Source organism: Brachyspira hyodysenteriae ATCC 27164 (genome assembly GCF_001676785.2).
Classification (GTDB): Bacteria; Spirochaetota; Brachyspiria; order Brachyspirales; family Brachyspiraceae; genus Brachyspira; species Brachyspira hyodysenteriae.
Window position 1 is genome coordinate 2,885,409 of the sequence record NZ_CP015910.2, and the last position, 14,552, is coordinate 2,899,960.

At 26.7% G+C, this 14,552-nt stretch carries 8 protein-coding genes; 1 reads left to right on the top strand and 7 read right to left on the bottom strand.

Going from position 1 to position 14,552, the window contains the following annotated elements; all coding sequences use genetic code 11:
* Window positions 1–44: 44 nt before the first annotated feature.
* The 7 genes from BHYOB78_RS12585 to BHYOB78_RS12615 all read right to left on the bottom strand — a co-directional run bounded on the left by BHYOB78_RS12585 (window position 45) and on the right by BHYOB78_RS12615 (window position 13,105).
* Window positions 45–1,898, bottom strand: coding sequence for a glycosyltransferase family protein (locus BHYOB78_RS12585; protein ID WP_012671162.1), 1,854 nt, complete (start codon window positions 1,896–1,898; stop codon window positions 45–47).
* A gap of 196 nt (window positions 1,899–2,094) precedes the next feature.
* On the bottom strand, window positions 2,095–4,932 hold the full coding sequence (locus BHYOB78_RS12590) for a methyl-accepting chemotaxis protein (protein WP_012671163.1): 2,838 nt from the start codon (window positions 4,930–4,932) through the stop codon (window positions 2,095–2,097).
* A 189-nt stretch (window positions 4,933–5,121) separates the two neighbouring features.
* Window positions 5,122–7,035 carry a flagellar hook-associated protein FlgK gene (flgK, locus tag BHYOB78_RS12595; RefSeq protein WP_020064692.1) on the bottom strand — a complete coding sequence of 638 codons (1,914 nt, stop codon included), beginning with the start codon at window positions 7,033–7,035 and terminating at the stop codon, window positions 5,122–5,124.
* A 284-nt stretch (window positions 7,036–7,319) separates the two neighbouring features.
* Window positions 7,320–8,216, bottom strand: a complete 897-nt coding sequence (locus BHYOB78_RS12600) for an Rpn family recombination-promoting nuclease/putative transposase (protein ID WP_020064693.1) — start codon at window positions 8,214–8,216, stop codon at window positions 7,320–7,322.
* Between the two features lie 263 nt (window positions 8,217–8,479).
* Window positions 8,480–9,025: a hypothetical protein gene (locus BHYOB78_RS12605; protein ID WP_020064694.1), complete on the bottom strand. Its 546-nt coding sequence runs from the start codon at window positions 9,023–9,025 to the stop codon at window positions 8,480–8,482.
* 199 nt (window positions 9,026–9,224) lie between these two features.
* Window positions 9,225–11,051: a methyl-accepting chemotaxis protein gene (locus tag BHYOB78_RS12610; protein ID WP_028331347.1), complete on the bottom strand. Its 1,827-nt coding sequence runs from the start codon at window positions 11,049–11,051 to the stop codon at window positions 9,225–9,227.
* A gap of 212 nt (window positions 11,052–11,263) precedes the next feature.
* Window positions 11,264–13,105 carry a methyl-accepting chemotaxis protein gene (locus tag BHYOB78_RS12615; RefSeq protein WP_020064696.1) on the bottom strand — a complete coding sequence of 614 codons (1,842 nt, stop codon included), beginning with the start codon at window positions 13,103–13,105 and terminating at the stop codon, window positions 11,264–11,266.
* Between the two features lie 319 nt (window positions 13,106–13,424).
* Between BHYOB78_RS12615 and hisC the strand changes: the two genes are divergently transcribed.
* Window positions 13,425–14,489 carry a histidinol-phosphate transaminase gene (gene hisC, locus BHYOB78_RS12620; RefSeq protein WP_020064697.1) on the top strand — a complete coding sequence of 355 codons (1,065 nt, stop codon included), beginning with the start codon at window positions 13,425–13,427 and terminating at the stop codon, window positions 14,487–14,489.
* Window positions 14,490–14,552: the final 63 nt, after the last annotated feature.

Consider the following 14,552-nt stretch of genomic DNA (forward strand, 5'->3'; position numbering starts at 1 on the left):
TAATAAAATTACTTTACATATTGTAATATATTAAAATATTTTTATTAATTATTTATATTCTTATAAAGAGTGTACTTACCGCCTTTTTTTGACTGCCATATCAATTGAAACTTATTTCCATATTCATCTTCTATAATATAATTCTCATCTTGAACTATATAACTATCATAAAAAAGATATTTATATTTAGAATTATCATTAGTGTAAAATTTATAAAAATCAATATATTCATATCCCCATTTCTGATTTTTAAATATATAATTTAAAGTTCCCTGCGCCATAATACTCATAACAGCTATACTAGCATCATCTTCTATATTAGGGTAATCTGTACTATAGTCATATGATTTAATATTCGTAAAAAAATTAGTTATATTATCTGTTAATAACATAGTTTTCACAATACTTATTAATAATAATGATACTATCAAAAAAGTTTTGATATTCAAAAATATATTTTTAGATTTAAAATATTCATACAATAATGATATAGAAGATATTGATAAAATTAATAAAGGATAAATAAAATATCTATTTTCTCCTTTTGATGGTGTATAACCTAATAATACCAATCTTGTAGTAGCCAAAGTACAAATCATAAAATATATAATACCTATCAAAGATAATTTTTTTAATTCTATATTTAGATTTTTTTTGGTAATCAAAAATAAAGAGATAATTGAAAATACAAAAAGAGGAATTGTAGAATCTCTAAAAAATTTAATAACAATTAAAAAAGCACTCATTATATTGGATAAAGTTAAATTTGATATATTAAATACTACTAAATAATCACTTCCCTCTACATTATTGCTATTAATAAATAAATTTAAAACTAGCTGAAACAATATTATAGATACTATCAATACAGAATAATATTTAATATACGATATTATACTTTTTTTACTGAATAAACTTTTAAAGCTATTATTATACTCCAATAATAATGGTATAAATATTCCTAATGGTAATGCTAAAGAAGATCTAAAGAAATATGCAATGGCCATACATATTGCTGATATAAATATTTTGCTCTCTAAAATAAAGTATATTGATAAAACAATAAACATAAGAAGCCAACCGTCTGTATATGCTTGAACCAAAATATACGATGTTTCAAACGATAATATAACAAATAAAATTAATAAAATAGATACAGATATATTTTTATCAATAAATTTGTTTAATAATTTATATGAAAACACAACAGTCAATACAGTAGGAATTAAACTTATAATAATTAAATAAGATAACTGAGTATTTCCAAATAAAAACATAGTAGTAACGGTAGTTATAATCGAAAATATAGTAGCAGGATATTCAAATAATTCTCTTTTATAGAATATATCTATACCTCTTGATATATAATTAATGGCATCCCATACTAGCAACCCTCTATCAAGAAATATCAGGTATATAAATATAATTATCATAGAAAATATTATAAAGTAATTATTGTATATAAAATCTTTAAACCTATCAAATAAATGAATATTAGTTATGGAAATGAGTATTAATATAATTGCTGCAAATAATGTATATATCTCTTTTTTTATTTTTAAATAATAGTATACATTATCTATTTTACCATCTTTTATTTCATTTGAAGTTACAATTTTACCAAATGGACTGCCATATCCTGTAAATGATATATCTATAACATTATCAGGTAATTTTTTCTTATTTATGTAAACACCATATATATCACTATTTCTAAATATTTTATCATAATATTGTATTCTTACAGAATAAGAATATCTTGTATCATTTATTCTTTCTACTAATTTCATATCACCAAAAGAACATTTTCTATCAATTCTGCCAAGTATATAAAATATTATTAATAATAATGTTAATACAAAAATTATACTATATACAATGTACTTATTAACTTTCATATTTAATCCTATTTTTATAAAATAAATTATAGTTTTTTAAATATTATATATAAATTTTAAAAATTTATAAGTGTTTTAACTTTACAATTTAATTTTTTACAACAAACTATATTATAAAATTATAAAGTCTAAATAAAAAATGAGGCAGAATTCTCTACCTCATTTTATTTATTAATTTTAATTTTTAATTATTATATTACCATTTAAGTATAAATTCAGTATAAATCTCACCATCTTTAATTGACTTTGTAATCTCCATACTAGATCTAATATGAGTAATAGACTCAAGTAAAAGACTAGACCAAGCAAGTATAGCAAGTTCAATAACTTCAGGATCTTCATTAAAGTTTGTAAGATGAACTACTAATAATTTTCTTCTAGCCTTAATTAATTCTATTTTAGCCGGATCAAATAGATCAGGGAATATATGTTCAGCTGCATAGCTTAAAGTAAAATGCTTAGGTATAAAGAATAGTAAATGTGTCAAATATTTAGGTATTATCTGTCTGTAATGATATTCAGAAATCTCTTTAATACCTGTATTAGCACCGGAATAGAATAAATCACATACCAACTTATAAGGCTTATGGAATGAAGTCATATAAGGATACCATTCCTTACTTGATATTTCATTTTTATATATTAAAGCAGATGAAGGCTCCATAGCTGTTACCCATTTTTGATATCCTTCTTCTCCGAATTTTGTCTTTATAAATTCTTTTAATATGATTAATGTTATACCTCTTACTCTTTGAGTAACTGTATCTTTCTTAGTTTTTATATCTCTTATCTTATACTGAGATATTTCTGTTTCAAGTTCTGACAACAACTTATTATTATCATTAGCAAATTTATTCATAACATTTGCAGAAGTAGAAAGATCATTTGAACTATCAGAAATACTTACAACACTTGTATGTATAGACTCAGATATATTTTTGAGTTTATTCATAGTTTTTGATGTAGATATAGAAATATTATGAAGAGATTCAAGACTATTTTTTATATTTCCAAGTTTATCAGCCATATCAATATATTGGGTTTTAATATGATCACTTGACTGAGAGATTTTAGTAATAGAGTCTACTATTTCATTAATAGCCTTTAATTGCTCTACAGAAGATACATGCACTGTGTCCATAATCTCTGTAACTTCCTGTACATCTTTAGTAAGTATATCAAATTGTTCAGTAGATTCTGTTAAGTCATTAGTAGTGATAATGATTTTTTCTTCTATGTTTTGAAGAACTTTATTAGCATTATCAGCCTGTTCGTTAGAAACCTCAGATAATTTACGTATCTCTTCAGCAACTACTGCGAAACCTGAACTGTATTTTCCGGCATGTGCAGCCTCAATAGCAGCATTCATAGCCAAGAGGTTTGTTTGATGCGCTATGTTTCTAATAGAACTTACGAAATTGGAAATGAATCCTAATGCATTTCTCAAATCGCCTGTAGCCATAGAAGTTGCCTGCATCTTCTCTTTACTTTTTACAGAAGCTAATGATAAGTCCTTAGCTTTGTTTGTAGCTTTAGAAATAATAGAGTCTATGTTTTCAATAGTTTTACTCATTTCCTCAACTGAAGCGGCTATCTGTTCTATATTTTCACCTTCTTCAATGATTTTGCTTTGAAGTTCTCTAGTATCTCTTTCAACCGAATCAATATTATTAGTATTGGCAGATATATATTCCTGCATATTTTGGTTGCTGCTTTCTACTATTTCTACCTGATTCAATTCATCATTAACATTATTTTTAATAACTTCTATGTTATTATTAATTCCGTATATTATCTCTAAGTTATCGCTGATTTTCTGAGAAAGCGTATCACTTTGTTTTTTAGAAGTTAAAATAGTTCTTTTTACACTTGAAAGCACCGACTGCAATGAATTATTTAAAAGTCCAACCCATTTAGTCATTTCTCCTATTTCATCACTTCCTGAAATAGCAGGTATTTTAACTGTTAAGTCTTTATTATCAACTGAATTACCTATAGCATCTGATATTTTTGTTATTGAACTAAATAACAATTTAATAAAGAAGATTATAGTAACTATAGCCATTAAGAATGCTATTATAATAGTATAGAATATAGCATTATTCATATCTTTTATCTGTGCTGTATAATATGAATTAGGGATAAGCATTACTATATTTATAAGTCCTGCAATATTAGCAACATAGGATTTATATAATGTATTATTTATTTCTATATCATCAGTTCTGCTGTATCCTGTAGATAAATTATAATTAAATATTTCATAATACTCTGGGAATAAAACATCTATTCTTGAATTTACTATATCAGGATTTTTAGAATTAATAATGGCTGAATTTTTCTTATCAATTACCATTATATCTGCACCTTCTATATCAAGTATATCTTTTATATTTTCTGTAGAATAATTAAAAAGTACTCCTACATTTGCAAGTCCTATAATTCTTTCTTCATTTTGCATATCCGGTATTGTAGATGATATATTAAAAGTTATACCGATATGAGGACCTTCACTAATCATATAAGGCTTTAATATTTGTCTGCGTAATATGCTTTTATAAGTCTGTCCATAAGTATTTGTTAAAGTATCCCACATAGCTTTATTTGTGGTATTTATTTTAGTGAATTCTTTATTGAAAGTGGAATATCTATAAATTGTAAAAGGCTCATTACCATCGCCCATAACTGCAGGGTGAAATAAAACACTAACTATTCTATTAAAATATAATTGAGATTCATTTACAGTAGCTGATAGAAAATTTCTAAAATATTCATCTCTTTCTTCAATTGGATAATTTTTTATATTATTATAATCAACTGAAAGCGTTGTAGATATTTTTGCAGCTTCTTCTCTTGCTGAAATTATATTATATTCAAATTCTTTTTCTATTAATTTAAATCTATAATCCAAACTTCTTTCTATAATAGCAGAAAAAGTTTCAGTATTTAAAGTATTACTCAAAAAGTTGGTACTGAAAGCCACTAAAACCATAACTCCAACTATTATCAAAATTATACGAATCTTTATACCCATTTCAAAATGCTCCTGTTTAATTAATATCGGCATTGGAAGTATATATTTTAAAGAATTATATCTATAATATATTTAAAACTAATAGCTGTAAAGAGATATTAATAAAAAAATTAGTTTTTAAATTTTAAATATAAAAATAGGCGATATCAAAAAATATAGATACCGCCTCAAAAAAAATATATATATTACTTACACACCCATTCTATTTATTACAACATCTAGAAGCTGATCCATAACGCTTACAACCCTAGCGGAAGCATTATAACCATGCTGATACATAGCCATTTGAGCAACTTCTTCATCCAAGTTAACACCAGATACTGACTGTCTTAATTTTTCAAGATATTCCATAACAACTGTCTGTTTTTCAGTTTCAGCATTAGCAGTTTCTGTTCTTGATGCTATTTTTGCCAAACTTCCTGTATAGAAATCATTGAATGTAGATTTGCTGTCTACCATTATCTCTTTAGTTTTCAAATTAGCTATAGCCAATGCATTAGAACCATCGCCTATTCCGTTCCATTTATCATTAAAGCCGTTTCCTGTAGTATCTATACCTTTAGATGCTGCTATGTAATTTATATCGTTTCTAATGATATCATTAACGGCAATTGCTGAAGCAGGATGTCTGTCAGGTGTAACTGTAAAGTTTCTGAAATCACCGGCTAATTGGTTAACTTGATCTATTGTCTGCCAATTATAAGCACCAGCTGCACCAGACTGATTCAATACGCCTGTAATTCCTACAAGGAAATCTCCTGAATCTTCTATATGCTTAATGAAATATGAAGGCCTCATATAATCATCAAAACCTCTTGCTTTAAGAACAAGTCTGTTTTTATCATCTAAATAAGCTGAAACATTAGCCTCGCTTGAATTGATTTTATCTATTAACTCACCTACTTTCATTTGAGCAGTATAATCTATAGCTACATCAGCGCCTTCTCTGGATTTATTACCGAATACTAAAGTTCCGCTGCTTCCTATGCTTGATGTAGAATCTACTGAATTAATACCGCTTACTTTAAACATTATAGTAGAATCTTCCTGTCCGTCATTATTAATATCAAAATTACCTATTACAGAAGGAGTAGTTTTTGTAACTGTAAAGAAATCAATACCTGTTTCCTGATTAAGTCCGAAACCGCTTCTATGTATTTCGTTTACACTGTCAGCCAAATTCATAGCAAAAGTATCTAAATCATTTATAGCATCAACAGTATCAACATCTCTAAGCTCCATTAAAGCCTTTAATTCTCCGCCTTCAAACTGAACCTGAACATGATCTTTTTTCCAATAAATATCATACATTCCTTCATTATTTATATTTCTTTCAACACTTAATTCACTTACAACATTACCTTGAATCAATGCTCTTCCGCCTATATAAATCATAGTTTCATCAGGATCAACAGATTTTATATCAACATTAGCAAGAGAAGAAAGCTCATCAACGAGTAAATCTCTTCTATCTAATAAATCATTAGGGCTTTGTCCTAATGCCTGCTGTTTTACTATTTCTACGTTTAAATCTCTTATAGAATTTGATATATCATTAATTCTCTTAACCTTATTTTCAACTAAGTTATTCAAATTATTACGCATACCGTTCATTTGATTAAACATTTGATTAATAGAATTATTTATTCTGTCGGCTCTCTCTACAAGCACCATTCTAGTGCCTCTTTCAGCCGGATTAGCAGCCATTTCCTGCCAAGAATCCCAGAAAGCATCTAAGTCATTTCTTAAATTAGCATTGCCAGGTTCATTATATATAGCTTCCAACTGCTTTAAATAGTCTGATTTTGTTTTCCAATAACCGTCAGTACCAAGCTCCATCATTATTTTAGAGTCAATGAATTGATCTCTTATTCTTTCTACTGTAGTTATTTCAGCACCCTGTCCTATTTGACCGGCACGTTCAGCTCTATTCAAACTAGGCTGTTCTAAAGGCTTATCAAATGTACGCATTACTACTCTTTGTCTGCTGTATCCTTTAGTTGCAACATTATTTATATTATGACCTGTAACTTCCAAAGCTGTTTTGAAGTTTTGGAGAGATCTTTTACCTAATTCTATACCGAAAAATGAGCTTGTTGACATTATTATGCTCCTTAAAAATAATAATTTTTTATTGTTGCTAGGGATAAACTCGCTAAGACATAGCTGACAACTTCCTTCGTCAGTTATCAGCTGCTCGTTTATCACTTAAAAACATAGTAACTTAATTAATATATAATTTTTATTAGTTAATTAACAACTATAATAAATAATAATTTACTTATTAGAATTATCGTATTTATAAAAAAAATAATTACATTTTTTTTATTATTATTGTAACAAAAGGTAACATAATAATAAAATATTATATATATGCTTTATATTTATTAGAGATTCTCTATTTCTTCTATACTAAGACCAGTATTTTCACTTATTATATTTATGTCTATACCTGCATTTTTTAAATTTTTAGCTATAGTAATCTGCTCAGATTTTTTACCTTTCTCCACACCTTCTTCCATCCCTTTTTTTATACCTTCTTTTATGCCTTCTTCCCGCTCTCTCTTAAGCATAACCTTTTGACCATATAAAAAAGCATCTCTGGCATTATAGACTTCCATTTCATCTTCATTTGATATGAAACGTTCATATTTATTAATTACTTTAGACATTATGCAGTTTGCCTCCTTTAACCTTTCCTTTACTTCATATAAATCTTTTGCTGTAAAAAACTCTATCCAAGATAATATTTCATTTCTCTTTATATCTTCAATACTAGAAACATATAAAATATTTTTAAATCTTGGAACTTCCAATATATGCATCTGTACCATATCTAAAACAACATTAGGATTTTTTATATCTATTAATTTAAAACATCTATGAGGCTTACCTTCATCATTAAAATCCATATTGAAATTAACGAAATTAATACTTATAACCTCACTAATTATATCATATGGTTCTTTTTCATCCACTTCACTTACTATATTTCTAGATATATAATAATATATTCTCTTCAAAAAATCTATATTGCCTGATAATTGTATTTCTATAATTATTTTTTTATTACTTTTTGTAATGGCTTTAACATCAAGTACAGATTCTTTTAAATTAATATTTTCAGGAAGATTATGAGGATTAATGATATGCAAATTATGAACTTCTTCAAATCCTAAATCTTTAAGTACAGAGTTTACTATATTTTCAAGTATGTCCTCATTTCCTTCAGATGCTAACAGGTATCTAATAAAATAATCATTCATTCTGTTTATGTTTCTCATTTTTAATTATATCCCAAAATTATAATATTAAGCAGATAAGATTAAGTTTTAATATTAGTTAAACAAATTCTTTTTATAAAATAAGCCTAAAATAATATATTTTTTAAACATAAATTTTGTTTGATGAAATCATTTTATTAATTGATAAGTTTTTTTGGATGTTGTAATTTTTAAGTATCAAATTCTAAGTTATAATAAGAGTCATAATAAAAAATATGCGGGCAAAAACATATAATTTCTGCCCGCTTTATAAATAATTTTATTTAGTTCTTAAAATCATTCTTGTCATATTCATCATCTGTAATCTTATAAACATAATCATCTTTATTATATTGTCTCTCTCCTAATCCTATATCTGATATCTCCATTTTAGGATAATTCTTCCAATCAGAACCTGCTACTCTCCATTTATAAATTTCAGAAATATAATCATTTGACTCAAGATATACTCTAAAAAGCTTTTTATCTTCAGATAAACTTATAAGTGTATATCCATCTACGAGTTTCTTTCCCTCTCGTATTTTTCTTGTATATACAGCATAGTTATTGTACATACCTATAAAAATTAAATCACCTTGTAGAACAGGCTCATGGTAACGGCTTGCTATATCTCCATTATCCTTAAAATACCCAGCAGGAAATCCTCTTATAGATCTTAAAGGTACAATAGCTTTTCCTTTAACTGCCTTCAAAAACTCATGAGCTTCTTTAGTATTTTTCTCAACTCCAGGTACTGAAACTTGCCCTTTTGCATTTGCAGCGCATGCGGCTATAAAGACAATAGAAAGAATAATTAAAAGTTTTTTCATTTTTACCTCCTAATTTTTTTATAAATAAAAAAACTTTTTCAATGCTACAATACAATATATAACTTGTCAAGTTTTTTAATATACAATACATAGGTATTGTATATTAAAAATATTAATTATTGGCATTAAAAAAATAATAAGCTGCCTTTTTAAAAAGACAGCCTATTATTTTTTATTATAATTTTATATTTTTAAAAATTTATACTTTAAAGAAGCTCATAGCATTAACTAATTCTTCAGCCTGAGTAAGCAAAGAACTAGATGATGCAGAAGTATGCTCTACTAATGCGGCATTTTGCTGAGTTACTGCATCCATATCTGTTATTGCTTTATTAACCTGCTGAACTCCGGATTGCTGTTCTAATGCTGTTGTACTTATATCGTCCATAAGTTTTGAAGTTACATCTATTTTATCTTGAATATCTTTAAATATCTCTTGTGATTCTCTTGCTGATTCTGTAGCTTTAGTAATTTTTTCATATGCACTATCAACTAAGTTAGTGATATCTTTTACTGATGACTGAGTAGTCTGAGCCAAATTCCTAACTTCACTAGCTACAACAGCAAAACCTTTTCCCTGATCTCCGGCACGAGCCGCTTCTACTGCAGCATTCAAAGCAAGTATATTAGTTTGGAATGCTATATCTTCTATTATTTTTGTAATGTTTTTTATTTTTGTACTAGCTTCATTAACTTCTTCTATATTTTGAACTGTATCTAAAATTATACTTCCTGCATGCTCAATAGAAGCTTTTGAGTTAATCATCATTTTATTTCCGTCTACTGATTTATTTGTAGATGATATAATAGTTGAAGCCATCTCTTCCATTGATGAAGCTGTTTCCTGCAAACTAGATGCTTGAGTATCTGTTCTTCTTGATAAGTCTTCACTGTCTTTTGAAAGAGCTCTAGCACTATTAGTTATTTCATCAGCAGACACTCTAACTTTCATAATAATATCAAGAAGTACATCACGCATATTAAAGAAAGAATTTGCAAGCATACCTAATTCATCCTCTCTATTAATATTCTGATGTTCATAAACCAAATTACCCTGTGATATTTCTTTAGCAAATAATACAAGCGAAATTAATGGTTTGGTTATAGTCTTTATATAAAGAGAAACTATAAAGCATGCTAATATTATAAAAAATGGTCCTATTGTAGATGTTCTGAAAATTATACCTGTTATATCTTTATAAATTTGACTATTATAATTTGCAAATATAACAGACCAAGGCATTATAGTTATATTTTTATAAGCAGCAGAACGTTTATTTTTATTATTCCCAAACACATAAGATTCTATAACACCCTCTGATGTAGTCTTTGTTATCTCATAAACTTGAGGTAATGAAGTACCGATTCTGTTATGATCGGACGAAAGCATGATAATACCTTTATCATTTGCTATTGTTATATCGCCGTCAAAATTAATATTATCAATGAAATCTTTATTAACTTTTCCTAAATCTATATTTATATAAACAATACCCATCAAGTTTCCTGCAGAATTGAATAATCCTTTACAAAGAAGTATAGATTGAGAATCTTTTGTAGTAACATCAGCATAAGTACCATTATAATTATTTGCTTTTAATCTTGTAAATAATTGAGGGTCAGAATCAGATATAGATGTACCTTCAAGAGACGGATTATCACTATCAACTATTACCTTTCCATTAACATCTGCTAATCCCATATTAAGGGCATATCTATTTACAGAAGCAAAATCTTTTAATCTATTTATACTTTGCTGTTTCACATTTACATCATTAGTATAAAGAATATTAAATACTGTTGATGATTTAGAATATGTATCAATAGCCAACAGCTGTTCATGCAGCACCATATCTATCATAGAAGCATATCCTGAAACTGTAGATTTAAAACCATTTAAAGTTGCTCTTTTTACAGCCCTTGTAGATGATAATACTGAAAGCGTACCTAATATAAAAATTGTAGCAAAAATAATAATACTTATAATAAAAGGAACTTTAAAAGATAAGCTTTTGAAACTATTCATTTTTCTCATACATAAAAACCTTAATAAAAAAATAATTGTTTTAATATATATTTAATTCGAATAATTTAAATATAAAAATAGAAAAAAATTACAATTTTTTATTAAAAATTAGAATTTAAATATTTTTTATTATATTTATCTAACATAAAAAGTACAAAAAGGGTTACTTCCATTAGGAAATAACCCTTTAACATATGCATTAAAATGAAATATTAAACTTTGAAAAAGCTCATAGCATTTACTAATTCTTCAGCCTGATTAAGTAAAGAAGTAGATGAAGCTGAAGCCTGTTCTACTAAAGCGGCATTCTGCTGAGTTACTGTATCCATATCTGTAACTGCTCTATTAACCTGCTCTACACCTTCATGCTGTTCTACTGCTGTTGAGCTTATATCCTGCATTATTTTTGCTGTATTTTCTATTTTTCCCTGAAGCTCGCTGAATATATCCTGAGAAACTCTAGCAGATTCTGTAGCTTTATTTATCTTTTCATAGGCATTATCTACCAAATGAGTAATATCTTTCACTGATGACTGAGTAGTTTGAGCCAAATTTCTAACTTCACTAGCTACAACCGCAAAACCTTTACCCATATCCCCTGCTCTTGCTGCCTCTACTGCCGCATTCAAAGCAAGTATATTAGTTTGGAAAGCAATATCTTCTATTATTTTAGTAATATCTTTAATTTTAGTGCTGGCATCATAAACTTCTTCTATATTTTTAGTAGTATCAAGTATTATTTCACCGGCATTTTGAATAGCTTCTCTTGAATCTATCATCATTTTATTACCTTCTATTGACTGATCTGCAGATGATTTTATTGTAGAAGCCATTTGTTCCATTGATGAAGCAGTCTCTTCCAAACTTGCAGCCTGCGCCTCTGTACGTTTTGATAAATCAACACTTCCTGAAGAAAGCTCCTTAGCATTTATTCTTATTTCATCCGCTGAAGTTCTTACTTTAATAATAATATCTGAAAGTCTATCTCTCATATCGAAGAACGAGTTAGCTAATACGCCTAATTCATCTTTACGTTTTATATTTCTATGAGTAGATGTTAAATCTCCATTAGAAATTTCTCTTGATATAAGAACTAATTCATCTAAAGGTTTGGTAATACTCTTAATATACATGAATATTAATATAGTACATAATATTATAAAGAGAGGTCCGATTATCACAGTACGAAGAATAGTATATTTTATTTCTTTATATATTTCACTGTCTGATTTTGCAAATATAACAGCCCAAGGCATTAAAGAAACATTTTTATAAGCTGCAGAACGTTTGCCTTCATGACCTTCATAATCAAAAGATTCTATTATTCCTTCATTTGATGTTTTTATTATACTGTAAACATCAGGTAAATTCCCACCTATACGCTTACTATCTGATGATAATATAATGTTTCCATCTCTATTAGCAACTGTTATGCGTCCGTTAATATTTAAATTTCCTATAAAGTCTTTATTTACTTTTCCTAAATCCAAGTTGATATAAACTAAACCTACAAAATCTCCTTGAGAATTTTTCACTCCTCCGCAAAGTAATAAAGCCTGTCCGCCTGTTGTAGATGATATGCTTGTATAATTATCAAAAGAAAATTTATAATTATTAGCCTTCATAAACGAAAATAAATGTTTATGAATTTCTGCTATAGATGCTCCTACAAGTTTAGGATTAGAACTATCAAACAAAACTTTTCCATTCATATCTGCTAATCCTATATTTATGGCATAAGTATTTACTGAAGCAAAATCTTTTAATCTCTTTAAAGCTTCATTTTTTAATACAGGATCATCTATACCTGTTATACCGTTAGCTAATGTACCTGATTGGGCATAAGTTGCTATCGCTAATTTCTGCTCATGAAGCACCATATCTATCATATGTGAATAACCTGAAACTGTAGCAGAAAAACCTTCTAATGCTGCTTTTCTTATAGCTCTTGATGAAGACCAAATTGAAATAGAAGCCAATGTAACTATTGTAATAAAAATGATGGAACTTATTATAATTGGTACTTTAAATGATAAACTATGTATTTTTTTCATTCTTTAAAAAACCTCTATGATTAAAATTATTTAATTGCATTTAATTTAAAAAATATGTTTATTAAGAAATATTGCCAGTATTAATATAACAATAAAAATGACGTTGTCAAATTTTTTTTTTTAAAAAAAGAAAATTTCTTTGATTTTTTTTAAGATTTAACTGATAAATGTATAATAACCAATACATATTATACATTTATATAAATATAAAAATATTATATTTAATAATTTTTTAATTATTCTATTGTCATATAATTAAATATTATATATAATAATACTACTAACAAAATTGCATTAAGTATAAAAATAAGGATTTTTTATGAAAAGTTTTCTAAGTGATAAAGCTAAATCTATAGAACCATATACTCCTGGTGAACAGCCTAAAGATAAAAATTACATAAAATTAAATACAAATGAATCTCCATATCCTCCATCTCCTTATGTGAAAAAAGCTTTAATTGAAAGCAATTTCGATGATTTAAGATTATATCCTGATCCTAATGTATCAGATTTAAAAAAAGAAATTGCTGAATTATACAATATAAATACAAATAATATTTTTATAGGAAACGGATCAGATGAAATATTAGCCTTTTGTTTTATGGCTTTCTTTAATAGAAGTGATAAAATTTATTATCCTAATATTACATACAGTTTTTATTCTGTATATTCTTCTCTTTTTGATCTAAATGAGGTAAAAATACCATTAAAAGATGATTTTACAATAGATATTAATGATTATAAAAATTTAGATTCAGGAATATTTATAGCCAATCCTAATGCTCCTACAGGACTATTACTCACTTTAGATCAGCTGGAAGAAATTATAATAAACAACAAGGATAATATAGTTATAATAGATGAAGCATATATAGATTTTGCTGCAATAGAAAGTGCTTATAAACTTACAAAAAAATATGATAATCTTCTTGTTGTACAAACCTTTTCAAAATCAAGATCATTAGCAGGAATTCGTTTGGGTTTTGCTATAGGAAATGAAAATTTGATTCAGGGGCTTAAAAATATTAAATATTCTTTTAATTCATATACTATTAACAGACTTTCCATAATAGCAGGAATTGAAGCTATAAAAGATAATCAGTATTTCAAAGATACTGTTAATAAAGTGATAAATACAAGAGAAAAAACAAAAATTAAATTAAAAGAATTAGGATTTAATGTTCTTGATTCAAAGTCTAATTTTATATTTATATCACATAAGAACATATTTGCTGAAGATCTTTATTTAAAATTAAAAGATAAAGGTATTTTAGTAAGATATTTTAAGTCTGATCTTATTAATAATTATATAAGAGTAACTATAGGAACAGATGAAGAAATGGATATATTTGTAGAAAAAATAAAATATATAATAAAAAATTAAATAATAATGTGATAATTAATAATCAAAATCAAAAAAATTATTTAAACTTTCTAGTTTTTGTAT